The following is a 24,438-nucleotide window of genomic DNA, read 5'->3' on the forward strand; positions in this document are numbered from 1 at the left end:
CCTTTTACATGAATCCGTTATTCTGCAGGAAATCACGGCTGATATCTTTTTTATCCTGCCCGGATTCCCCGATTATCATATTGCGAACATATTTTGCCAGCATGTCACATTCTATATTGACAATATCTCCTTGTCCCTTCTCACCTAAGATGGTTTCCACCACCGTATGGGGAATCAAGGAAATAGTGAACACATTGCCTTCCACACCAAAGATGGTGAGGCTTGTACCGTCCACAGCAATGGAACCTTTATGCATCAGATAGGGACTCAGCTCCTCGTCGATCTCTATATCATAATAAATGGCATTTTCCTGTGCCTGCTTGCGGATAATCTTTCCTATGCCATCCACATGTCCGGAGACAAAATGACCGCCGAATCTGCCATTTGCTCCCATGGCCCGTTCCAGGTTGACCTTCGAACCGATAGACAGTGTCTTTAATGAGGTTGCCTGAATGGTTTCCGGCATGGCATCTACCGTGAAGGATGAAGAGGAGAAATCGGTAACCGTCAGACAGATGCCATTGATGGCAATACTGTCGCCAAGCTTCATATCACCCATGATCACTGCTGCTTCAATGGTCATTTCCACTGCCTGCTCTGAAACCTGCCGGGTATTTTTAATGGTTCCCTTTTCTTCAATGATTCCTGTAAACATACATTTCTTCCTCTCTTCTCTGCAAGATCCCTCCACCAGACATAGCAAAAGGCCCCTGAATGGACTTCAGGGGCCTACTGGTCGAATTTTACAAGCAAACAGGATACAAGTATATACGTCGAAAGAACGTCTGCCTGAAAAGGAGACAGTCCTGACGAATCGCAAACGATCCATGCGCCGAAAAATTCCTTCTCCCATCCAGACTTTGACTGTCGGCTCTGGAATCTCACCAGATCCACCGCTTGGCATCACTGCCGCACGGGTCACGGACTTAGAAGCAGCTGCTTCCTCACCGCCGGTTGGGAATTGCACCCGACCCCGAAGGAATATTGCATATTAATTTCTTCATAGTATACCACTGTACTTATCAGAAAACAAGAGGACATTCTGCTATCGTGCAAGATAATGGAAAATGGAGGTGCATTGGTCAGCTTATCCGTTCGTATGTAATCCTTCCTTTTGATGCAGGTGTTCACTGTAATAGAACATACGTCACCAGACCGGTGATCAATGCCGCGGCAGTTTAATAAGGGCCCAGTATCCGCATTCCAAACAAAAACAGCCCTTTTCCAGAGTATGAGTTCCCCTGGAAAAGGGCTGTTCTCTATGCAATTATACAGTCACACTATCCTGCTTCTTTTCCTTAGCCAAATCCTGGGCAACACCGATGATCCAGTCTTCTTGTCCACCTACTGCACCCATTTCCGCTATTTTCGTCAGAATATCCCGAGGATCTACGCCATATTCTTCCCCTGCACGTTCTGCGAAAAGCAGAAAGCTGGAATAAACGCCAGTGTATCCTAATGTGAGGCTGAGACGGTCTATTTGCACAGGACGCCTCATCATTGGCTTCATGATATTTTCCGCTGCGTCCATCGCTTTATAGAGATCAATCGAATGAGGGATGTCCATCTTGTTCATGACAGCTACCAGTTCTTCTGTAGCTGTATTCCCTGCGCCTGCGCCCATGCCTGCAAGGCTTGTATCAATGCGCCCGGCTCCTTCTTCCAATGCGGCAATAGAGTTTGCTACACCAAGTGAAAGATTGTTATGGCCATGGAAGCCGATTTCCGTGCTTAAATTCTCTTTGAATAGAGAAATCCTTCTTCTGGTATCATCCATGGTCAATGCACCGGCAGAGTCCACCACATAGATGGTGCTGGCTCCATAGGATTCCATTTTCTTCGCTTCTTCCAACAACTGTTCAGGCTCTGCACGATGGGACATCATCAGGAAGCCTACCGTATCCATTCCAAGGTCACCGGCCGCCTTGATATGCTGTTCGGATACATCCGCTTCTGTACAATGGGTTGCCACACGGACGACGGAAGCTCCCCATTCTCTGGCGCGCTTCAAATGGTCAATCGTACCGATTCCTGGCAACAGCAGGACGCCGACCTTCGCATTTTTGACATTTTCAACGGCTGTGGTAATGATATCCTTTTCCGTTTCTTTGGAAAATCCATACTGGATGGAGCTTCCTCCCAGGCCATCCCCATGAGTGGCTTCGATGATATCTACTCCCGTATCATCCAGTACCCTGGTAAGCTCAGCGATCTGCTCCTTGGAGTATTGATGGGAAATTGCATGCATGCCGTCACGCAGCGTTACGTCATTGAAAATCACTTTCTTTTGGTCTGTCATTTTGCGGCCCCCTCTGTTAATAGATGTTCTGCCATGATTTCTCCTGTCTTCAATGCTGCTGATGTAATGATATCCAGGTTACCTGCGTATGTTGGAAGGAAGTCTCCCATGCCTTCTACTTCCACAGATACTGTTACAATGTCACCTTTTACTACCGGATCTGCCTTATAGCGGTAGCCTGGCACATACCCCTGAACAGTTTCCACCATCGCATCCAGAGACTTGAGAATCTCTTCCTTCTTCTCTTCAGCGGAACCTTCTGTCTGGACATGGATGGTATTTCTCATCAAGATTGGAGGCTCTGCCGGGTTCAAGGTAATGATCGCCTTTCCTTCTCTGGCACCGCCTACTTGCTTCAATGCCTCTGCCGTAGTTACCGTGAACTCATCGATATTCTGCCGTGTTCCAGGGCCAGCACTCTTACTGGAGATGGAAGCAACAATTTCAGCATAATCGACTTTCACCACATCAGAAATCGCTTTCACGATCGGCACAGTAGCCTGGCCGCCGCAAGTAACCATATTTACATTATCCAGTTCTCTAACCTTGTCTTCCTGCAAGTTGACAGAAGGGACGAGAAACGGTCCTACTGCAGCCGGTGTCAAATCGATCGCCTTTTTCCCCATATCTTTAAGAATCGGAGCATTATGGGCATGGGCTTTGGCTGACGTAGCTTCATAGACGATATCCGCAAGCTCCGGCTGCTCTACCAGTCCGTCGATACCATTATAGATCGGAGTCAAACCATGATCCTTTGCCAATGCCAGCCCTTTGGACTCACGGTCAATACCGATCATGGACGTCAATTCAAGCTTGTCGCTCCGCAATAGCTTATACATCAAGTCTGTCCCGATATTACCTGATCCAATAATGGCACACTTAATTTTTTGTGGTGACATCTTCATCTCTCCCTGTGTGTAAGTTTTTTCCCCTGCAATAATAAAGGGATGCTTCCTTCAAGTGATGGGCCAATATACCCTGGGCCTTCTCCACTTCCCCTGCTTCCAATGCATCGGCGACTTCCTTGTGGTAGCCGATAATTTTTTCTTGATTAGATTCGGACACCGATACTTCACTGGTAATATCAATCAGTGTCCGGAAAATGCCTTCCAATGAAGACCACAACTGCACGAGTGTCTGGTTCTTGGACATCTTCACCAACAGCTTGTGAAACGCCAAGTCAGAGTCAATATCCCTGACACCGGCTTCAAAGGATTCATGCATTTGGTCGATATACAACCGCATCAGACGCAAATGGTCTTGCAAAGCGGATGAATCAATCTGCGTCAATGCATGTTTTTCCAGCAGCATTCTGCTGTCATACAAATTGATAATATCTTCGGTGTCGAATTTCTTAACAACTGTCCTGCCGTTGGAGTGCCTCTCCACCAGGTTTTCTGCCTCCAGCTTGGCAATCGCTTCACGGATCGGCCCTCTGCTGACTTCAAGCTCCCTTGATAGCTGTGCTTCCGCTAACCGGTCGCCTTCCCTCCATTCATGTAAAATGATCTTTTTTCTGAGATGTTCTAACACTTGGTCACTTATGCTCTGCTTTTCAATTCGCAATGGAAGTACTCCCTTAAAGTTTTCTGAAAAGTTAACAGTTAACAATTACTTATGATTATAAGGGTAAATATCCCAACTGTCAACGCCTTTTGCTAAATAGTTTGTCAATTTTATTCGAAAAATGGAGGCGCCCCTCATTCGGGCCTCAGCTCCCTCCGCTCGGGCCTTGACACCCTCCACTCAGGCATCAACTACCCCTGCTCGGGCTTCTACAACTCTCACATAGGCGACACCCCCCCACTCGGGCGTCGTGATCTAAAAGGATCTCCAGTTTTGATAGTGAAAAGGGTTTAGTGAAGGATCTCTTCTGCTATAATGTAAACGAAAATAAAAAGGAGAATTGCCATGTCACTACCAAAAGGGAAAAACAATTGCATTACAGATATCGAAGGAGTAAAAGTCGGACATGTGACGTTATATGAAAAGGTCGACGAAGAAACGACCATCTGTACAGGAGTCACAGCCATTCTGCCTCATAGCGGCAACCTTTTTCGCGAAAAAAATGCGGCAGGAAGTTCTGTCATTAACGGATTCGGCAAGACCACCGGCCTGGTACAGTTGGAAGAGCTGGGATTATTAGAGTCGCCAATCATGCTGACGAACACTTTCAGCGTCGGCGCGGTTACGGAGGGGACATTGAAGTACATGTTGGAACAGACACCGGAAATAGGTGACACCACTGGTACGATCAATATTGTCGTCGGTGAATGCAATGATGGCTATTTGAACTCCATCCGCAGACAGGCCATTCGGCCAGAGCATGCCATCCAGGCGATCGAGCAGGCTGAAGCCGGCCCTGTAGAAGAAGGAGCTGTAGGCGCTGGCAAGGGAATGGTATGCTTCGGTCACAAGGGAGGTATCGGAACTGCTTCCCGTACCATCATAGATAAGGATGGAGAGTTCAACCTCGGCTGTCTCGTAGTGAGCAATTTCGGAAATCCGGAAGAGGCACGGTTTGCTGATCTGACCGAAACAAATACCGATACACCGGACGGCTCGATCATGATGGTGCTTGCCACCGATGCTCCGTTATCAGATCGGCAGCTGAAGCGGCTTTCCAAAAGATGTGCAGCAGGACTCGGCCGTACAGGCAGCCATATTGCCCATGGAAGCGGAGATATCGCCGTTGCATTTTCCACAGCATCTACATACCCGCATCAATCAAACAGCCTGACGGAAACCCGTGAGTTCATTCGCGATGAGCATCCGATCATGAACAGGTTGTTCCAGGCAGTCGTCGAAACAACGGAGGAAGCAGTCATCCGCTCCCTCCAGCAGGCAGAGACCACCGAAGGGAGAAAGGGACGTGTGGTGAAAAAAGCACCTTTCTAAAAGGAAGTAGGAACACCTGGATGAGGATAATGACGCCTGAGTGCGTCCTATTGTGGCCCAAGCGGGGTTTGCTGGCGCACGAGTGCGCCCTGCTGCGGCCTGAGCAGGGATTGCTGGCGCACGAGTGCGCCTTGTTGCGGCCCGAGTAGGGATTGCTGGCGCCTGAGTGCATCCTGCACCAAAAAAGGAAGCATACCGATTTAAGATGGTATGCTTCCTCTATAGTCACTCAATCTTTCCTATAAATTTGTTGTAAAATGGTCAACCTACCGTGATTTTTTATAAAATATCTTCGGGACATCTGCTTCAAATCGCATCATTTTTCCATTGGCAGGATGCTTAAAAGCCAGTACTTTGGCATGCAGGCCGAGCCGGCCGATCTTGTTGCCTTTGGAACCGTATTTCTTGTCCCCAATTACCGGATGGCCGATATCCTGCATATGGACACGGATCTGGTTTTTCCTCCCTGTCTCCAGTTCTACTTCCAACAGGGAATAGTCCTGGTTGGACTGGATCACCTTATAATGGGTCACAGCATGCAGGCCATCATCCTTGGTATGGCTTGAATACATGAGGTGGGTCTTGCTCTCTCTCAGCCACGATTCAATGCTGCCTTCCTGCTTCTCCACTTTTCCTTCCACAAGAGCAATATAGGAACGCTCCCGGACCATCGACTTCCAGGCATTCTGAAGCTTATGCTTCATATGCTCACTTTTGGCGAACATCATCACACCCGATGTATCCTTATCCAGCCGATGCACAACGAATATCCGGTTGCTCGGGTCTTCTTGTCTGACGTATTCCATCAACTGATGATGGGCGGTCTGCTTCCGTTCCTTCTGACTGGCAATTGACAGCAGTCCGGCTTCTTTATTGATGACAATCAGGTGTTCATCCTCATATACGATGGACAGGCCGACTAATGCGGTTTTTTTGACAGCTGCCTTATTTTTCAGGATGGAAACAGACTGTCCGGGCTTCAATGGATAATTATGCTTCGTTTCAATATGATCATCCACTGTCACTTGCCCTCGTGTCAGAATGGATTTTACAGAATTCCGGCTGCGGTTCTCCATGACGGACCGCAGGAATGGGAGGAGTTCTGTTTTCTCCTGGACCGTGAATTGCAGCGTGTTTGCCGGTTTCTTTGAAGTTTGATGCTTTTTTGCCATGTGTCAATCTCCTTTATCCGGACGTTTCAATCTTCGTCCTTTACATCGATGTCTTCCGGGATCGGTTCGCTTAAATATTCTTGGATCATTTGCCGGTATTTTTCGACCTGATCCAAATGGGTAGTGAATTGCTCTTTATTGATCAAAAACTGCTCCCCGTCATGGACTGACCGGATTCTGCCCTGCAGGACGAGCGCCCGTATTTTCGCCTCATCCATGGACAGGTATTCGGCTGTTTCTCCGACAGAAAGATACACACAAATCACCCCTTCCTTACATATTCTCTTCCTATTATGTGAAAAATCAGGATATCCCTTGCAGAGAAATCCTGATTTTCCATACAGTTATTTTTGTTCTATGAGTACATCGTAAAATTCCGGTGTTTTTTCCATTTTACTTTTGGCATAGGGACAAAGCGGCAATACTTTCCGGTCTTTTTCCCTGGCAAGTTCCACTACTTTCCCCACCAGCTGTCCTGCGATCCCTTGACCGCGAAGTTCTCCGGAAACAAAGGTATGATCAATGACCAGCTTGCCTCCGCCGTTTTGGATAAACGTGATTTCTGCCAATGGATCCCTTATATCATCTCCGACATAAAACTTATTTTCACCCTTATTGATCTGTGTCATAAAATAAGGCCTCCAAAATAATTGATTTATCATATGTAGATAGATATCATCTACTCTTTATCATATCACTTTACATACACTTTACACAATAACCCGTGTTCGCAAAATTGTTAAAAATATCTACCCATATAGGGAATATTTCCCGGATATCCAGGAAAAGACATGAAATGGTCGTTTCCCCTCCCATGGACTCGGGAAATTCGGTATATTAGCCATTGCAGCCTAAAAGTTTTACAATAGCCCGTGAAAGGAGCACGACGATGATGAATAATTATCAATTGCCTGACCAGATCAGTCATTTATTAGAAGAAAATAAAAAACGAGAGCAACAGGAATTCAGAGATTTGATAAGAGAAGGCGGCTATGTGCCACCGGAGAACGAATTGCTGGTTGATGCAGTAACTGCCTTGAGCATGGGGAAAAATGTCCTTCTGAAAGGGCCGACCGGATCGGGGAAAACCCGCTTTGCCGAAACCTTGTCCCATCTATTCAGCCAGCCCATGTTCAGTGTGAACTGCTCCGTGGACCTGGATGCAGAAAGTCTTCTCGGCTTCAAAACACTCGCCTATCAGGATGAAAAGCAAGTGATAGAATTTGTACCCGGTCCAGTGACCAACGCCATGAATCACGGTACATTCCTATATATAGATGAAATCAATATGGCCAAACCGGAGACACTGCCACTGATCAATGGTGTCCTTGATTACCGCAGGACCATCACCAACCCATTCACCGAAGAAATCATCACAGCAAAAGATGGGTTCGGCGTTGTTGCTGCTATTAACGAAGGGTATGTCGGTACCGTCCCTTTGAATGAAGCATTGAAAAACAGGTTTGTAGTCATCGATATTCCTTATTTGCAGGGAGAACAGCTGAATCAGCTGATCAAAGACAACACCCGACTGGAGGATGACCGCATCATTGACCTGTTTGTCCGGTTGTCTGGAGATTTGATCCAAGCAGTCTCCCAAGGAAAGCTTTCAGAGGATGCTGCCTCTATCCGTGCCTTGCTGGATGCATGCGACCTGAGCGTCCTTATCCCGCCAAAACGGGCGATTCTTCGCTCGATCATCGACAAGCTGGATGAGGACAGAGAGAAAGACTTTGTCTTGAATCTGACAGAGACCTTATTCGGATAGGAGGAGACAGATGCGATTTCGTGAGACCAATGTGGACACCCACCTGTTCCTTCAGCTGCAGGACCTGTCATCCGTCTTGTCCGGCATATCTGGCCTGAAGTTCGACTATGCGTATGGATCGGCAATCGATATCAATGAATACAAAGTAACAGCCAGCTCCAACTGGGGGATCGGCAATGCCCGGGCAAAGGAGGCAGGATTGAAGACGGACATCCTGCTGCGGACCATCGGCACGCTTCATCATTCCAATATTCCGGTCATGAAGGAGTATTTGGAAATCGTGTCCGAGTCCACCCTGCCTAAGTTCGCCGTCCAGCTGTTCACCTTGTTCGAAGATATCCGGCTGGAGGAAAAGGTAAAGAAGGAACGGCCAGGCACTGTCACTCAATTTACCATTCGCAGGGACTATTTAAAGCAGTATTTTACCCAGCAATTAAGAGCCAATGTCACGAGGAGCTTTGCCCTGGATGAATTGTATTGCCTGATCTACCTGCTGATTCAGTCCGACTCGCCGGACCCTTCCTTCCCGCAAGCCAATGGAAAACAAATCGACAGACTGGATGAACTGAAGCCAATTCTGTTCCAACTATTTGAGGCTGACAGTACTCGAGAAATTGCCCGTGCAGCGGAACAGGTCGTATTCCGTCTGGACAGAGACTATCAGGACACGATCAATGAATATTTCATCTTTCCGATCGCCGACCTCTCAAGCTATACCGAATCCAATGCTTTCGATGAGTTGACCAGAACAGACCCTCTGGCCAATGACGATGAGGAAGTAGTCAAGGAAGAGGATAATGAAGTTTTTCAGGAGAAATTCTCTACCTGGCACGGTCAAAATGAGAATGAAGACCGGAAACAGAATTTCCTGGAATTCGAGCTGGAACAAGGCACGAAAACCAGCCTGATGGGTGACGGCGCCCGAGAAACCGAAGAAGGCGACCAGGCTATGGCATCCATTCAAGGTGCCTCCGGCGAAAGTGATCAGAATGATTATTCCAGCATGGAAGCCATGCAGAAAAAAGAGGCCGGCCAAGGGGAAGAATCATCCGGCAGAGCATATGGAGAGGAAAACAAGTTCGCCGTAAAAGTGGTCAAACATGCGGAGAGGCCGACCATTGAAGAGGAAGAGCTTTACCGTCAGTACGCGGCAGAGATTGCTCCATTCGAACGCAAGCTGTCCAAGACGATCGAAAAGATGCTCGAGCATAAGCAGAATGCCCCGCGTCGCGACCTGATCGCCGGCCGCCTGTCCAAGAAACTGTTGAATGTGGTGACCGAGGAGTACCCGCGCCTATTTTATAAGAAGAATCAGGAATCAAGGGACATGGATGCAGCGTTCACCCTGTTGGTGGATTGCTCGGCATCTATGCTGAACAAGATGGAAGAGACGAAAAAGGGCATCATCCTCTTCCATGAAGTGCTGAAGTATCTGAACATCCCACATTCCATCATCGGATTTTGGGAAGAAGCGACCGAAGTGAAAGCTGAATACCAGCCGAACTACTTTCATGTCATCCATTCCTTCCATGATTCGCTTTACCAGGATAACGGTGCCAAAATCATGCAGCTGGAAGCCCAGGAAGATAATCGCGACGGCTTCAGCATCCGGGTTGCTGCTGAGGAATTGGAAGCACGCAAAGACAAGAACCGGTTCCTCCTCGTATTCTCGGACGGAGAGCCTGCCGCTTCCGACTACAACGAAAATGGCATCATCGATACGAATCTGGCCGTCTCTGAAGCACGGAAAAAAGGGATCGATGTCGTCGGTATGTTCCTCGCAGAAGGAGAAGTAGGCGAACAGGAGGACAACTTGATGCGCAACATCTACGGCAAGGAACGCATCATGGTGCCAACTGTTGCCGAGCTGCCTGAGCACTTCTCCCCATTACTGAAAAAGCTGCTGTTAAAAGCGATCTAAATAAATGAACCCTTGCAGAAAGCTGCCAAGCTGATGAAAAAGCGTGGCAGCTTTCTTTCTATCTTTTGTCCCCGGTCGGCCCTCTATTCCTGCAACTCGTGCTCTAATACACTTCGCTCGGGCCACGCCTCCTCCCGCTCCGGTCCCGGCATACTACACTCGGGCCGCAACTTCCTCCTGCTCATGCCATTATTTGTGATAAGATGGGCCATATATAAGGGGGACCAAATTATGGGAATTTTATTCGAGGCTGTCTTACCGATTTTCGCTGTCATACTTTGCGGTTTTCTGGCTGGCAGGCTATCGTTGCTGCCTTACAGCGGCTCTTCTTCTTTGAACTACTTTGTTTACTATTTCGCCCTTCCTGCTTTGCTGTTTTCTTCTTTGGCTCAGGCACCTGTCGAACAGCTCGCCAACAGGAATTTCCTTTTAGCCAACCTGTTTACTCTACTGGGGTGCTTCCTATTGACCGTCCTCATCTTCCGGTTCATTTTCAAGAGACGTTTTCCGGAAGTGACCATGTACGGAATGATTACGACGTACGGAAATACCGGCTTTCTCGGCATTCCTTTATTGGTGGCTCTATTTGGACAGGAAGCTGCGGTGCCAGCTGCGATCGTCACCTTCATCTACGACCTGACCATTATCACGCTTGTCGTGCTATCCTTTGAATCGGCAAAAAAACTCACCGACAGCCAAGAAAATGGAACCATGCTCCGTTCGATTGTTCGTTCCATTCTGTTAAACCCAATCAATGCATCCCTGTTGGCAGGCATCCTTGTAGCCGTTTCAGGTTTGCCTATTCCAAGCCCAGTGTTTATGTTTACGGATATACTGGGACCCGCCGCAGGACCTGCAGCATTGTTCTCCTTGGGACTCGGGTTATCGGCTGAGAGGCAGGTATTGAAAAATAAGCATTACCACATCGGCGAGTTCTTAACACTTCTCACCTTAAAACTGTTGGCGCTTCCTCTATTAGCAGCCGTGGCAGTTTACTTCATATTTCCTGTAGCCGATCCTCAATGGGCCGCATCTATCGTCATCTTGTCTGCCCTTCCTACAGGAGCTGTTGTCTATGTATTTGCCGAAAAATATAACACATTGGTGAACCAGGTACCTTTTTACACACTGGCCACTACGGCAGTTTCCATCATCAGCCTCTCGGTTTTCCTCATGCTCTTGATCGGGTGAAATGTTGTGCGATGCCGGGACCAACTCCCGGATCGCCAGTACCACTCCTAAAAAACACACTTCCATTTTAGAAAAAAAGTAGTAAATGAGCGAAAACGTAAGAAAAAGGGAGATACATCCGTTTTCATTTTCAATGTTCCCGTTTTCATGAAAGATGTTATCGATTTCACGCGCGTTGTGAAATTCTTCCTTTTCCCCGATAATAAAAGTAACAAAAGAAAGGGGAGATAAAACATGAAAGAACTTATTAAAAAACTCGTTAAAGAACCGATGGACCTGTACGTTGATGCTTACGCAAGACTTAACCGCAAGTAAATTCATTAATAACTGGAGGTGCATATATTGTTTAGAAACCCACTAAAGAAACTTGACCGGCATTTCAAAGCGAATGCAGAGATTTATCGAAAAGTATTCTGGAACCACTAAAAAAGAAAATAGAGTAAGGGTGTTATTATGCTATTGAATTTCTATCAAAGTGATCCCATCAACCGATTCTGAAAAGGAAAACAAGAATCGGTTTTTAATTTGCCATTTTTTCGGATATGCTAATCCCCCTGTATCTCTCTCCCGCCGATACCCGCCGCCTCCTGCTGATATAATATCTCTCCTAGCGATATAAACCGCCTTCTGCCGATATAGCCTCTCTCCCGCCGATACCTACCGCCTCCTGCCGATATAACCTCTCTCCTAGCGATACCTACCGCCTCCTGCCGATATAACCTCTCTCCCGCCGATACCCGCCGCCTCCTGCTGATATAGCCTCTCTCCCGCCGATACCCTACGCCTCCTGCCGATATGTCCTCTCTCCTAGCGATACCTACCGCCTCCTGCCGATATAACCTCTCTCCCGCCGATACCCGCCGCCTCCTGCCGATATAACCTCTCTCCCGCCGATACCCGCCACCTTCTGCCGATATAGCCTCTCTCCCGCCGATACCCGCCGCCTCCTGCTGATATAATATCTCTCCCGCGGATACCGGCCACCTTCTGCTGATATAACCTCTCTCCCGCCGATACCCGCCGCCTCCTTCTTATTCCAAACTCTCCAATCTGCATCTCCCCATCTCCTATCAAAAAAAGCCGCAGATGAATTACATCTGCGACTCGTTTCCGTTTCCAACTTCCTGTTCTTCCTTCTTCCGTTTTTCCTCAAATCGATGCTTATAAATTTCCCTCACGGTGGTTAGTGATTTTTTATCGATGAAATAGGCAATCGATGCTTCACTGAGTGCATAGGTCCCGCTGGTGGCAATGACGCCTGAAATCACACTTCCTGCTCCTGGGAAAATCCGGACAAGCTGGCGGGCGACCTGTCGGAAGGCGAATCCTGCGGCTACATTCACGCCGAGTGCACTGAGGAATTCTTTCAGGTCCTTCCTTTTCAGCCGCTTTCCGCCGAGCAAGGCGATCGTGCTGATCATGGCCATCTGCAGACCGGTTATGACCGGGAGATCTGCCACCGGAATGGGGTTCGCGCCAATTAGCCCAGTGATCCCTGAAATATTCCTTCCGACTTTGCGGGCCAATTTCTTTTGGACGGATTTCACTTTGGCCAGCTTGGCAAGAATCATCTGGGCATCATTGGGTAATTGTTCGATCAGATAATCGACTAGTCTATCAATATTCCAACGCGTGTCGTATACGATCTGATCCCCTTCCACTTCGAAATAGGCGGAAACAGGGATGACCTTCACCGGGGCATCTGCCACTTCTTCCAGCTTTTCCGCCAGTATCTCTTCGGCTTCCGCAATATTCCTCTGCTTGGCCTCATGATCAAACGGCGGCTTGTCCACCGACTTTGGACTCAGTTCGTCGACCTGCGTAACCACCCCGATGACCGGGACCTGATAGTCATGATACTGCCAGACCGACTGCTTGAGTTCCCGAAGCTGCTGGATATCTTCGTCAATACGGGAGCTGACTTCTTTTGCTTTGCTTAAGAAAAGAATGGCGTCTGGGCATTTATCCTGGATAGATGCCTGCACTTCCTCTACGGCGGTTCTCTCCGAAAACGATTCTTCCGGCTGATCGGCTTCTCCGAGTCCGCGGGTATCAAGTATTTCCAAAATCCCTGAATCAGAAGTATAGGAGTGCCATTTTCCTGCACCCGTGCGCGCCTTCACATCTCCGACTTCTGCCCGCACCTCACCGAAGATAGCATTGATCAGACTCGATTTTCCGGCTCCCCTTCTGCCCACAATGGCAATCCTAGCCGGCCGTGCATCCAGGACGAACCGTCTCAACTCATCCAACTCTTCTACAATCAACCCTTTTGCCTTGGATGGAATCTTCGCTTTTTCCAATCCTTCATCAATGAATGTCAGCAAATCCTGTATCTGTTGGTAGTTTTCCTTTCCATGTTCACTCATATATTCGTCTCCCATTGAATGACCTATTTGTTACTTCTACTATAACAAAAACAACCAGCTATGTTCACCAATAACCGGCAAAGGCATTCCCTTTTTCTTGAGAGAGTCAAAAATGCCACTGATTGCCAGTCAATCATTCCTCTGTCATAAAGAGGATCACCCGGCCTCATGTTGACATGGTGATTTATAATAGAGATATAGTACACATATAGAGAGGTCGTTTTTCTATGTCAGAAACTAATCAACCTATAAAACTTACATCCCTATCTTCCAAAGGTGGATGCGGGTGTAAAATCGGACCAGCGGATCTGTCTCAGGTTCTCAAAGAGCTGCCGCAGACGGATCCACACCCGAACCTGCTGGTCGGACTTGATACCAGTGATGATGCTGGTGTTTATAAATTGAATGATGAGATGGCCATGGTACAAACCTTGGACTTCTTTACTCCGATTGTGGATGACCCTTATGCATTCGGACAGGTAGCCGCCGCCAATGCGATCAGCGATGTATATGCCATGGGCGGAAAACCGCTGACCGCATTGAATATTGTGGCGTTCCCGATCCATACACTGCCTAAACAGGTCCTGACGGAAATTCTTCGCGGTGCGGGGGATAAAGTGAAGGAAGCAGGAGCTACTCTAGTCGGGGGCCATTCCATCGATGACAAGGAACCGAAATTCGGTTTGGCCGTGACAGGAATTGTTCATCCTGATAAAGTCCGTACCAATACCGGTGCCAAACCGGGGGACAAACTGATTTTAACCAAACCGATCGGTGTGGGCATTTCCACTACCTCGATCAAAAGAGACCTGCTTACAGATCAAGAAGTTGATAAGGTGACAAGCGTCATGGCGACATTGAATAAAACTGCTTCTGAAAAAATGGAGTCCTATCACGTCCATGCTTGTACCGATGTTACCGGGTTCGGCTTGCTGGGACATGCCTCCGAAATGGCAAAAGGCAGCAAGACAGGTCTGACCATCACCAGTGAAGACGTTCCTAAACTGCCACGTGTCAGGGAACTTGCTGAGGGAGGAGCCGTACCAGGCGGAACGAAGAATAACTTCGCCCATCTAGAAGGCGATGTCACTTTCCCGGAAACCATGGATCAGATTGATCAATGGATCCTTTGCGATGCAGTGACCTCCGGTGGCCTGTTGATCGCGGTGGACGGCAGTGAAGCGGAAAATCTGCTGTCAGACCTCATCGGTGCTGGTGTCGAGGCAGCAATCATCGGTGAAGCAACCGAAGAAAATCCAGGACATATTACCGTCTTGTAGAAAAGGCCTGACTGCCGATTTTTATACACCCGTATCGTACCAAGAAAGGTGGCTATAACATGATGGAGGATATATCCATTGATGAACTGCTTGCTTTGAAAGACAGAGGGGAACTGACCATCATAGACGTGCGGTCACCCTCCGAATATAAAGATGCAACCATTCCGGGCAGCTTGAACATCCCTTTTTTCAGTGACGAGGAAAGAGCAGAAGTCGGGACCCTTTATAAACAGGTAAGCCAACAAGCAGCAAAAGAACGGGGACTTGAAATCGCATCTGCCAAATTGCCTGCCTTCGTCAGAGAATTCAGCGGTATACGGGGAAAGAAAGCAGTATTCTGCTGGCGCGGCGGCATGAGAAGCCGGACCTCCGCCACGGTTCTTGACCTGATGGGCATCAAAGCACTTCGACTGGACGGAGGCTATCGCGCCTACCGTAATTGGGTCATAGAAAAGCTGGATTCCATGGAAATCAAACAGGATGCCTTCGTACTGAACGGCCATACAGGCACTGGGAAAACAGCCATCCTTCATAAACTTCGTGACGAAGGCTTCCCCGTCATCGACTTGGAGAGGATGTCTAATCATCGTGGCTCCATATTTGGACAGATCGGTCTTGAACCGTATAACCAGAAAACATTCGACTCCTTACTAGTGGAAGAACTGCAGAAGTTTGAGAACTCATCGAACCTGCTTTTTGAAGGAGAAAGCAGACGGATTGGTAAAGTGATGCTTCCCGACTTCCTGATGGAAAAGAAAGAACAGGCCATTCAGTTGTTCATCTATATGCCTATGGAAGAAAGAGTCACGAATCTACTGGAAGACTACCAACCATGGGAGCATCAACAGGAGTGCCTGGAAGCCTTCAACCGTATAAAGAAACGGATCCATACCCCGGCCGCCAAGCAGATTGAGGAGGATTTGCAGGCAGAGAACTACTCATCCGCTATAAGACTACTGCTTGAATACTACTATGATCCTTTGTATGAAAAATCAACCGGGGGCTATCCCGAGTCCCAGCGGGTCACTCTGGAAGTGAAGAATATAAAGGAAGGTGTAGAAGCTGTCCGGGATTATATAGCGGGTAGAATAACTCCAGTAGGCAGTTGACACCCAGTTCATCCAAAAAAGGAAGTGACGATTTCTCCATTGTCACTTCCTTTTTTTATTCAACTGGTGCTTGTGAGCCTAAAGGTTACCGGCGTCCATCATCCAATGCATCTGTATTATTTCCTCCAGGAGGTACAATCGGATAGACATTCTCTTCCTCTTCAATGGTGAATTCCATCACCACCGGTCCCTGAGTGCGGAACGCCTGCGCAATGATGGCCTCTGCCTGCTCCTGTGTCTCTGCGCGGAGGCCGACTGCTCCATAACTCTCAGCAAGAATTGCGTAATCGGGTGAAGAAATCTTAACGTGAGAATAGTTCCGTTTGTAAAAGAGCTGCTGCCACTGGCGCACCATTCCGAGATAGCCGTTTTTCATAATGGCTATCTTGATATCCAGTTGATATCGGACCGCCGTCATCAGCTCCTGAATATTCATCTGAATGCTGCCATCTCCACTGACACAGACGACCTGCTGATGGGGAGAAGAAACAGCTCCACCAATAGCAGCCGGAAGACCGTAGCCCATGGTGCCGAAACCTCCTGACGTAAGAAATCGTCGCGGACGCTTAAAGCAATAGTGATGGGCCGTCCACATTTGATGCTGGCCGACATCGGTAGCGATTAGGGCATCCTGATTGGCATGTTGGTTCAGTGTCCGAATAATGAAATCCGGTCCGATCAGGTTATGTTTCGGCTCATGAAACTGGGCCGATTTTTTACTCCAGCTTTTTACGGACTCCCTCCACTCTGGATCGGCCGCCGACAACACCCGTTCATTGATTTTTTTCAATACATGCTTTACATCGCCAATCACCGGATAGTCGACGATCACGCGCTTATTCACCTCTGCCGGATCTATGTCTATCTGAATCTTTTTCGAATGGGGTGAGAACCCCTTGATCCGACCGGTGATCCGGTCGCTGAACCGGACGCCGAGACAGATGAGAAGATCTGCTTGATGTACTGCCCGGTTGGCAGCAAATGTCCCATGCATCCCGACCATTCCCAAATGAAGCGGATGATCTACTTCTAAAGCTCCCAGCCCCATGAGCGTACTTGCATATGGCATCCCGGTTTCCTCTAAAAAGGTATGTAACTCTTTGCCTGCACCGGAGATTACCGTTCCACCTCCCACAAGCAGGATTGGCTGTTCCGCCTCATTCATCGCTTCAACAATGGCATCGATTTTATGCATGGAAACTTCCTTGGTAGGACGGATTTTATGGTGCCGAGCATGAGTGTCGAAAGGTTCCACCATGTCTTGAAGAATACACTCGGGGTAGTCTACCACCACTACTCCGGGACGATCGCTGACCGCTATATGGAAGGCCTTTCCTGCTGCTGTCATCAGCTCTTCCATCGAATGGGCAGACAAATTATGTTTCGTGACACCTTTTGTGATTTCCTCCACACCCAGCTGATATTCGATATCATTCGATGGATGCTGGACAAATATTACCAATGGTACAGAATCAAGCTGAGCCGTCCCCATGCTTGTCACCGCATTGGTCAACCCGTATTCCGACATAATCATGGCAACGCCGGCTTTCCCGGTTGAACGGCTGTAGCCATCGGCCGCATGTACGGCTGCTTGTTCATGAATCAAAGAAACCTGGCTGAAAGAAGCAATCGGCTCAAATGATTTTTTGTTTGTATGAAAGACGACGGAAACATCCTCCTGTTTCAGGATCGAAGCGAATAGGTCCAATCCCTTCTGCTTCCCCTCTGCCATTTCCTGCATTTGCATCACTCCTTATTATCCTACAATTTTACCTTTTCGGATAATTGCGTGTAGTGATGCAAATCACGGTCCTGTGGACATAACAAAAAAGAGCCTTTTCTAGAAAGACTCCTGTTTTAGGAAGGGGCGTCATCATTCCATGCATGCATACATCTGCCGGATCCACTGTTCATCGATAGGTGTGTTCTCCAGTGAATAATAATGATGGTTCACCATCATGATGTCTGTTCCATCGAATAAGACGAAAAAGTCAACCCCACGGTCCCCATGCAAAAAAATCATGCCTGCTTTCATCGGAATATAGTAAGGCTCCCTGCTGATCACGACATAGTCCAATGTTTGGAGATATTCTTCCACTTCTTGGACCAGCATCCGATCGTCTGTACGGTGATACTCTCCAGTTCCGGGCAGTGATATGGAGACCTCAGATATTTCTCCCGCTTTATTACTGATAAGATCTGACAACTGGTCTCTCTCCGCCGGGAGCTGTGACAATAATAGCAACAGAGCCAAGCCCATCATCAGCAGCACATAGGAAAAACCTTCATACCAGGCACCCCCTAAGCCCCTTCCTGCTTCTATTATGCTTTATTACCGATACAGAAGCATTGACGTACATCAAGAAAAGCGGGATAAATAGCCTGTAAAACATCTAGGTGCATATATTATCCCTATAGGCCAAGTCTATGAAATTCTAAACCCACCGCTCCTATTTCTTGATCGTCATATATTTGAGCACAAACTTCTTGAATTCCTCGAAAGAAGAGAAATACCTCCTCCGCTGGTGGTACCATTTACGGATAGCCTCTAGTATCCACGAAGGTACTGGCCTGCCATCCAGTAAATGATAATACTCCTCATACGCATTTTTCAGGTGTTCCCAACGCTGATCGTCACCAGGCAGTACATACTCTGAGACATCGATGATTTTCGCCCTGCCGTCTTGCAGCAAAATATTCTTCAGATGGATATCCCGAGGATTCAATCCCTTTTCCAGTACATATTTTCTTGCCTCTTCCACATCCGCGATTGCCTGCTGTGGTACATGGATGCCTTGCAGGAGACAATCAAACAAGGTCGGCCCTTCTTCATAGCTAAGCACAAGATAATGGTCTGTAGCTGAAAAGCAAGTAGAAAAATAGGAGGACTCCCCCAAAATGCCGTATACCTCTGCCTCTGTACCGATTTTTGACGTCTTATCTTCCGCGTAAACCTTAAAGGCATAGGAAGGGGCAAGGTTGGTTTGGAATACCGCAGCATCCGTACCTATGCCTACACATCTTAGCCCGTCCCCCTCACCAAAAAGGCTTACTGGTTCATTGCCTGGATTGGATATTACTGTAATCCGTGATAGGGACTCCCTTACTGCTGGCCAGTCATATTCCATCTCATTTCACCTTTCATCTTCAATTCCATCGATTACGGATTTGTTCACTGAATTATCCTATCTCCATTTTATCATGCCCTCGCTTCATCAGCTCAGCTGGAATGTTGATTCATCGAAATTGCATTCCATATAATATGCCCAGCGGAATGACCACCGCAATTTCCACCCATGGTACCCCGCCAGAACAAATGCCAATATATATTCCCAAACAACAAGGAGCCCATCCATCCCAAACCTCCTCGTCATTCATTCATCTCAGGTGTTGTACAACCATCTCCATCCCTCAACTTTGTTGGACGTATCATCCATATTCTTAAAAGGAAGAGTTGATGCGTTTCATAGTTTATATGCCATTATTTCCACATTGCATATCCCACCATGATGACATAGAATGAATCGGTGGAGATTCTTGAATGAAAGGTGGGGTCCATTATGGGCATCTATAAGTTCAAGGACATGCGGTCTTATAATCAATTACTGCTGATTACAGCAGTTATCATAGTTGCCTTCAATCTGCGACCGGCAATTACCTCTGTCGGCCCGCTCATCGGCAGGATGGAAGCAGAACTAGGACTCCCCAATTGGAGTCTGGGAATACTCACCAGTCTTCCCCTGGTCGGATTTGCTGTGATGTCGCCGATTGCTCCAAAACTGGGGAGCAGGTATTCCAATGAAGTTGTCCTGATCAGCGGAATGGCTGCACTATCAGCAGGGATCCTGCTCCGATCCGTGCCGATGCCTGTCTTTCTGTTCGGAGGAACACTATTGATCGGAGCAGGCATCGCAGTTGCCAATGTCCTCCTTCCTGGCATATTGAAAGAACGATTCCCGGATAAGGTGCCGTTGATGACCAGTGTCTATTCGACGGCTATGGGACTTATGGCTGCATTTGCTTCAGGTATCAGCGTACCTTTAGCCGAAGCCAACAATGCTGGGTGGGAATTCTCTCTCGCTGTCTGGGTGGTCCCGGCCCTTTTCGGCATTGGCATCTGGACATACTTTGTCAGGCATAGGCAATCCGCCAACGATGTCAGGGTCCAGTATATGGCTGCCAACGAAGCACGAATGTGGCAGTCGCGTCTTGCCTGGGAGGTTGCTCTATTCCTCGGATTGCAGGCATTTTTGTATTATGTAGTCATCGCTTGGCTTCCGGAGATCCTCCAAGCAAACGGCGCCTCCAGTGAAACAGCTGGATGGCTCTTATCCTACGCACAATTCATCGGACTTCCTGTCGGCTTCCTGCTGCCAGTGTTTGCAGGCAAATTGAAATCCCAGAGTAATTTGACGGTCGGGATCTGCATACTGGCGCTTCTCGGCAGTGCGGGTCTGCTTTTGGGAGACTCCTATACCGTCATGATGATCAGTGTATCCCTACTAGGTATATCAACTGGAGGCCTTTTCCCTTTAGCACTGGCCTTCCTGGGCATGCGTACCAGCAATGCACGGCATGCTGCGGAACTCTCCGGAATGGCCCAAGCACTCGGTTATTTCCTCGCCGCTATCGGCCCCATCTTGATTGGTTACCTCAGCGACTTGACCAGAGATTGGACCCTCCCGCTGATTGTTCTGATGGCCGTCATCATCGTCATGATGTTTGTAGGTCATGGAGCCGGCCGGAACCGCACCATCTCGGATGAGTATATGGACATGAGTGAAAAATAGAAAGTGTAGAAAATAGAGCAGCAGTGGCTAATGGTTCGGTATGGAATCACAAGATATGAAAAAGTAAATAAAAGTAAAGGCACCATTCACAAATGAATGGTGCCTTTACTTTTATCCCGATCCATTAAACAATTCAACAGAGTAACAGAAAAGGGATTTGAACATGTGCGAGATGCTTGTTATTCCTTGTTGGAGAAAGCTGTGTAGTAGTTATGTTTCTAAATTTCAATTGAATTGTTTATTTTTTAATAATTCTGGTATAAAGTATAATTGATAACAACTTCCAGCAAAGCCGATTATTTTATAAAACTTATGATCCTATCGAAGATGTATATGATTGGGGGGTGTTTATGAAGGTTGGATTTATTGGGGCAGGAAAAGTAGGGTGTTCCCTTGGAAAGTATTTAACCGAGCGAAACGTAAATGTGACAGGATATTACAGCAAAACTTTCACATCATCGATAGAAGCAGCAGAATTGACGAACACAAGAGCATATGAAAAAGCAAGAGATCTAGTCGAAGATAGTGATGCCATATTTTTAACAGTACCAGATGGAATCATTAGCGAGGTCTGGGAACAGTTGAAAATGCTTCCAATCGAAAATAAAGTAATTAGTCACTTTAGTGGTTCTTTGAGTTCGACTGTGTTTTCAGATAGCAGCAGGCATCATGCATTCGGTTATTCCATCCATCCTCTCTTTGCAATCAATGACAAGCATCATTCTTACAAAGAACTGTCAAAGTCTTTTTTTACAATGGAAGGACATGAGAAACATCTAAACCATCTATCCCGTCTATTTGAGAGTTTCGGGAATCAGGTAGTGGTTATTCAAGCAGAAGATAAAATGCGGTACCATGCATCTGCAGCTATGGTCAGCAATCTATATGTAGGGCTCGTCTCCTTGGGTGAGAGAATGCTGATGGATTGTGGTTTTACACCAGATGAAGCCCATGGGGCACTGAAACCTTTGATTCAAGGGAACACAAAAAACATTCTTTCATACGGAACAATGGATGCACTTACAGGACCGATTGAGAGAAATGATCTATCTACAATTTCAAACCATTTGCAGGTATTGAATTCACAGGAAAAGGAAGTTTATAAACTTCTATCCAGGCAGGTTCTGGAAATAGCGAAAGAGAAACATAAAGACAGGGATTTTGAAGAAATCAAGGGGGTTATAGAAAAATGAAAAATACAGTGACATCATTACAGAAACAAAAAAACGAAGGCGATAAAATTACCATGCTTACTTGCTACGATTATTCGATGGCAAAGTTAATGGATGAAGCTGAGATTAACATGCTGTTAGTCGGGGATTCTCTTGCACAAGTCATACTTGGATATGAAGATACATTGTCGGTCACGATGGAGGATATGATTCACCATTCGAGAGCTGTCAGCAGAGGAGCGAGCAATGCTTTTGTTCTAGCTGATTTGCCGTTTATGTCTTATCAAGCCTCCATTTATGACTCCGTAGTGAATGCTGGCAGATTAATGAAAGAAGGCCGGGCAAATGGCGTCAAATTGGAAGGCGGTGTGAAAATTTGTCCACAGATCAGAGCCATTGTAGAAGCATCCATTCCAGTTTGTGCCCACATCGGTCTAACACCACAGTCTGTAAATGCATTTGGTGGATTTAAGGTGCAGGGAAAAACCGAAGAAGCTGCCAGACAGTTAGTGGAAGATGCCAAAGCAGTAGAGGAAGCAGGAGCATTTATGGTTGTTTTGGAAGGTGTGCCTGCAAAACTGGCAGAACTAGTTTCCGAAGAAATAAGCATTCCGACAATCGGGATTGGTGCTGGTGCGAGTTGTGATGGACAAGTGCTGGTATATCAAGATATGTTGGGGATATTTTCCGATTTCAAACCAAAGTTTGTAAAGCAGTTTACAAATGCAGGGGAAATCATGAAACAAGCATTTGAGGATTATCGAATCGAAGTAAAGGAAGGATCGTTCCCTGCTGAAGAACATACCTATACCATTTCAGATGAGCTCATTGGTAATTTGTACTAATGAGAGGCTAATGAGAGAAGATTAAAGGGGCTAAATAGAAAATGCAGGTTGTATCTACTATCAAGGAAGTAAAAGACCTTGTAAAACAATGGAAAAGCGAAGGTCAAACGATCGGTTTCGTACCAACGATGGGATATTTACACGAGGGACACGGAAGCCTCATTACGTCTGCAAGGCAAGATAATAGCAAAGTGGTTGTCAGTATTTTTGTAAATCCAAAGCAGTTCGGTCCAACAGAGGATTTTGACAGCTATCCACATGACTTGGAAAAAGACCGTAGAATTTGCGAAAACCTTGGAGCAGATTTAATTTTCCACCCTGCACCAGAAGAGATGTATCCAAAAGACTTCTATACTCATGTTCATATGTCTGTATTGACTGAAGAGCTTTGCGGATCAAGCCGCCCAGGTCATTTTAACGGCGTATGTACGGTAGTCAACAAGTTGTTTCATATTGTACAACCCGATCACGCTTATTTTGGACAGAAAGATGCACAACAACTCGCTGTTATCAAACAAATGGTCAAAGATTTAAGTATGGATGTAAAGGTTGTCGGTTGTCCAATCGTACGGGAAGAAGACGGCTTGGCAAAAAGCTCCCGTAATACTTACCTTTCGGCCGAAGAGAGAAAAGCGGCAAAGATTGTAAGTGAAACCATTCGAATGGGAGAAAACATAGTAAAAGCGGGAGAAACAGATGCAAAAAAACTCGTTGCTGCCATGGAAGCAACTATTGAAACAGAACCACTGGCTCAGATCGAATATGTAAAAGCAGTCGATGGTCTGACAATGAAACCAATCACCAAAATCAAATCACAGACATTGGTTGCAATAGCTGTATTTATTGGAAAGACAAGATTAATAGATAATTTTATTGTGGAGTAATTTTTTAAAAAGGAGCTTAGCAACGGGATGAACATACAGATGTTAAAAAGCAAAATTCATCGCGCCACAGTGGTACAAGCCGAATTGGATTACGTAGGCAGTATTACTGTTGATGCAGATTTACTGGATGCTGCAGGTATTTTAGAATATGAAAAAGTACAGATTGTAGATATCAACAATGGCCAGCGGTTTGAGACATATACAATTGCAGGGGAACGTGGGAGCGGCTTAATTTGTTTAAATGGAGCTGCTGCACGCTGCGTGAGTGTAAATGATAAAATCATCATTATGGCATATGCCGATATGACACCGGAAGAAGCTAAAGAACATAAACCGAAAGTGGTTTTCGTTCATGAAGACAATCGGATTGTAGATGTTAAGAATTATGAAAAACACGGAAAACTGGTGGATAGCATGGAAGATGGGCAGTTAGAGAATGTTTAAAAGTTGATGGATGCACGGTATGAAATACTTAAAGTTTCCGTTTTAAGGTGCATCTCATTTAAACGATACACTAGTTACATACGAATGGATGTATGCCCGTATTATTATATCAATGTATAACCGTTTTCAAATGCAAAAAGGGGGTGGGACAAAATGTTTGATCCCCAGATAAAGCCGAACTAACTAGAAATCTGATGAGCGGAGATACACCACTCCGGAAATACACTTCGCTTTTGACCTGACCCCCATAAGTTAGAGTAAAAATAATTTATGGGGGTTAGGTTTATGGAAAAATA

23 protein-coding genes and 1 riboswitch are annotated in these 24,438 nt (G+C 46.7%); of the genes, 11 read left to right on the forward strand and 12 right to left on the reverse strand.

The features are described from left to right. Positions 1-4 precede the first annotated feature (4 nt). The 4 genes from ribE to ACFOGI_RS13535 all read right to left on the reverse strand — a co-directional run bounded on the left by ribE (position 5) and on the right by ACFOGI_RS13535 (position 3,865). Entirely contained in the window at positions 5-655 is a 651-nt protein-coding gene (gene ribE / locus ACFOGI_RS13520; RefSeq protein ID WP_390273595.1) for a riboflavin synthase, read from the reverse strand. 182 nt (positions 656-837) lie between these two features. After that, positions 838-985, reverse strand: a riboswitch (FMN riboswitch). Positions 986-1,267: 282 nt separating this feature from the next. Beyond that, positions 1,268-2,299 (reverse strand): 4-hydroxy-2-oxovalerate aldolase, encoded by a 1,032-nt coding sequence (dmpG, locus tag ACFOGI_RS13525; RefSeq protein ID WP_390273597.1) that lies wholly within the window; start codon positions 2,297-2,299, stop codon positions 1,268-1,270. Further along, entirely contained in the window at positions 2,296-3,198 is a 903-nt protein-coding gene (locus tag ACFOGI_RS13530; RefSeq protein ID WP_390273599.1) for an acetaldehyde dehydrogenase (acetylating), read from the reverse strand. The genes dmpG and ACFOGI_RS13530 overlap by 4 nt, the downstream gene beginning before the upstream one ends. Further along, positions 3,179-3,865: a GntR family transcriptional regulator gene (locus ACFOGI_RS13535; RefSeq protein ID WP_390273601.1), complete on the reverse strand. Its 687-nt coding sequence runs from the start codon at positions 3,863-3,865 to the stop codon at positions 3,179-3,181. Before ACFOGI_RS13535 ends, ACFOGI_RS13530 begins: the two co-directional genes overlap by 20 nt. Before the next feature lie 345 nt (positions 3,866-4,210). On the opposite strand from ACFOGI_RS13535, the gene ACFOGI_RS13540 reads away from it, so the two are divergent. Next, on the forward strand, positions 4,211-5,197 hold the full coding sequence (locus ACFOGI_RS13540) for a DmpA family aminopeptidase (protein ID WP_390273604.1): 987 nt from the start codon (positions 4,211-4,213) through the stop codon (positions 5,195-5,197). 266 nt (positions 5,198-5,463) lie between these two features. Here ACFOGI_RS13540 and ACFOGI_RS13545 read toward each other — a convergent pair whose 3' ends face one another. The 3 genes from ACFOGI_RS13545 to ACFOGI_RS13555 all read right to left on the reverse strand — a co-directional run bounded on the left by ACFOGI_RS13545 (position 5,464) and on the right by ACFOGI_RS13555 (position 6,998). Next, a complete protein-coding gene (locus ACFOGI_RS13545; RefSeq protein WP_390273606.1) occupies positions 5,464-6,369 on the reverse strand; it encodes an RluA family pseudouridine synthase in 906 nt (301 codons plus the stop codon). Between the two features lie 26 nt (positions 6,370-6,395). Next, positions 6,396-6,626 (reverse strand): excisionase family DNA-binding protein, encoded by a 231-nt coding sequence (locus tag ACFOGI_RS13550; protein ID WP_390273608.1) that lies wholly within the window; start codon positions 6,624-6,626, stop codon positions 6,396-6,398. 87 nt (positions 6,627-6,713) lie between these two features. Next, positions 6,714-6,998: a GNAT family N-acetyltransferase gene (locus tag ACFOGI_RS13555; RefSeq protein ID WP_390273610.1), complete on the reverse strand. Its 285-nt coding sequence runs from the start codon at positions 6,996-6,998 to the stop codon at positions 6,714-6,716. Between the two features lie 263 nt (positions 6,999-7,261). Between ACFOGI_RS13555 and ACFOGI_RS13560 the strand changes: the two genes are divergently transcribed. The 3 genes from ACFOGI_RS13560 to ACFOGI_RS13570 all read left to right on the forward strand — a co-directional run bounded on the left by ACFOGI_RS13560 (position 7,262) and on the right by ACFOGI_RS13570 (position 11,249). Continuing rightward, positions 7,262-8,137, forward strand: a complete 876-nt coding sequence (locus tag ACFOGI_RS13560; protein ID WP_390273651.1) for an ATP-binding protein — start codon at positions 7,262-7,264, stop codon at positions 8,135-8,137. 10 nt (positions 8,138-8,147) lie between these two features. Beyond that, positions 8,148-10,058, forward strand: coding sequence for a vWA domain-containing protein (locus tag ACFOGI_RS13565; RefSeq protein WP_390273613.1), 1,911 nt, complete (start codon positions 8,148-8,150; stop codon positions 10,056-10,058). Between the two features lie 231 nt (positions 10,059-10,289). Continuing rightward, positions 10,290-11,249, forward strand: coding sequence for an AEC family transporter (locus tag ACFOGI_RS13570; protein ID WP_390273616.1), 960 nt, complete (start codon positions 10,290-10,292; stop codon positions 11,247-11,249). A gap of 807 nt (positions 11,250-12,056) precedes the next feature. Here the strand turns inward: ACFOGI_RS13570 and ACFOGI_RS13575 are convergent. Together ACFOGI_RS13575 and ACFOGI_RS13580 are read right to left on the reverse strand one after the other, a co-directional pair. Then, positions 12,057-12,305 (reverse strand): hypothetical protein, encoded by a 249-nt coding sequence (locus ACFOGI_RS13575; protein ID WP_390273618.1) that lies wholly within the window; start codon positions 12,303-12,305, stop codon positions 12,057-12,059. 35 nt (positions 12,306-12,340) lie between these two features. Beyond that, positions 12,341-13,618, reverse strand: a complete 1,278-nt coding sequence (locus ACFOGI_RS13580; RefSeq protein ID WP_390273621.1) for a GTPase family protein — start codon at positions 13,616-13,618, stop codon at positions 12,341-12,343. A gap of 227 nt (positions 13,619-13,845) precedes the next feature. Between ACFOGI_RS13580 and selD the strand changes: the two genes are divergently transcribed. Next, on the forward strand, positions 13,846-14,898 hold the full coding sequence (gene selD, locus ACFOGI_RS13585) for a selenide, water dikinase SelD (RefSeq protein WP_390273624.1): 1,053 nt from the start codon (positions 13,846-13,848) through the stop codon (positions 14,896-14,898). 59 nt (positions 14,899-14,957) lie between these two features. Beyond that, the gene (mnmH, locus tag ACFOGI_RS13590) at positions 14,958-16,007 is read left to right on the forward strand and encodes a tRNA 2-selenouridine(34) synthase MnmH (protein WP_390273627.1); all 1,050 of its coding nucleotides are present in this window, start codon (positions 14,958-14,960) and stop codon (positions 16,005-16,007) included. 85 nt (positions 16,008-16,092) lie between these two features. Here mnmH and ilvB read toward each other — a convergent pair whose 3' ends face one another. The 3 genes from ilvB to ACFOGI_RS13605 all read right to left on the reverse strand — a co-directional run bounded on the left by ilvB (position 16,093) and on the right by ACFOGI_RS13605 (position 19,135). Beyond that, positions 16,093-17,748 carry a biosynthetic-type acetolactate synthase large subunit gene (gene ilvB, locus ACFOGI_RS13595; RefSeq protein WP_390273629.1) on the reverse strand — a complete coding sequence of 552 codons (1,656 nt, stop codon included), beginning with the start codon at positions 17,746-17,748 and terminating at the stop codon, positions 16,093-16,095. Between the two features lie 132 nt (positions 17,749-17,880). Next, positions 17,881-18,279, reverse strand: coding sequence for a hypothetical protein (locus tag ACFOGI_RS13600; RefSeq protein ID WP_390273632.1), 399 nt, complete (start codon positions 18,277-18,279; stop codon positions 17,881-17,883). Positions 18,280-18,457: 178 nt separating this feature from the next. Then, positions 18,458-19,135, reverse strand: a complete 678-nt coding sequence (locus ACFOGI_RS13605; protein ID WP_390273634.1) for a serine/threonine protein kinase — start codon at positions 19,133-19,135, stop codon at positions 18,458-18,460. 432 nt (positions 19,136-19,567) lie between these two features. Between ACFOGI_RS13605 and ACFOGI_RS13610 the strand changes: the two genes are divergently transcribed. The 5 genes from ACFOGI_RS13610 (at position 19,568) to panD (ending at position 24,142) form a co-directional block, all read left to right on the forward strand. After that, a complete protein-coding gene (locus ACFOGI_RS13610) occupies positions 19,568-20,797 on the forward strand; it encodes a CynX/NimT family MFS transporter (RefSeq protein WP_390273637.1) in 1,230 nt (409 codons plus the stop codon). A gap of 350 nt (positions 20,798-21,147) precedes the next feature. Next, positions 21,148-21,990: a Rossmann-like and DUF2520 domain-containing protein gene (locus tag ACFOGI_RS13615; protein ID WP_390273639.1), complete on the forward strand. Its 843-nt coding sequence runs from the start codon at positions 21,148-21,150 to the stop codon at positions 21,988-21,990. Continuing rightward, a complete protein-coding gene (gene panB / locus ACFOGI_RS13620) occupies positions 21,987-22,814 on the forward strand; it encodes a 3-methyl-2-oxobutanoate hydroxymethyltransferase (protein WP_390273641.1) in 828 nt (275 codons plus the stop codon). Before ACFOGI_RS13615 ends, panB begins: the two co-directional genes overlap by 4 nt. 41 nt (positions 22,815-22,855) lie before the next feature. Continuing rightward, the gene (gene panC / locus ACFOGI_RS13625) at positions 22,856-23,698 is read left to right on the forward strand and encodes a pantoate--beta-alanine ligase (protein ID WP_390273645.1); all 843 of its coding nucleotides are present in this window, start codon (positions 22,856-22,858) and stop codon (positions 23,696-23,698) included. A gap of 27 nt (positions 23,699-23,725) precedes the next feature. Continuing rightward, the gene (gene panD / locus ACFOGI_RS13630; RefSeq protein ID WP_390273647.1) at positions 23,726-24,142 is read left to right on the forward strand and encodes an aspartate 1-decarboxylase; all 417 of its coding nucleotides are present in this window, start codon (positions 23,726-23,728) and stop codon (positions 24,140-24,142) included. Positions 24,143-24,438 lie beyond the last annotated feature (296 nt).

The sequence above is a fragment of the Virgibacillus xinjiangensis genome (assembly GCF_042643145.1).
In the GTDB taxonomy this organism is placed as follows: domain Bacteria; phylum Bacillota; class Bacilli; order Bacillales; family Amphibacillaceae; genus Virgibacillus_O; species Virgibacillus_O xinjiangensis.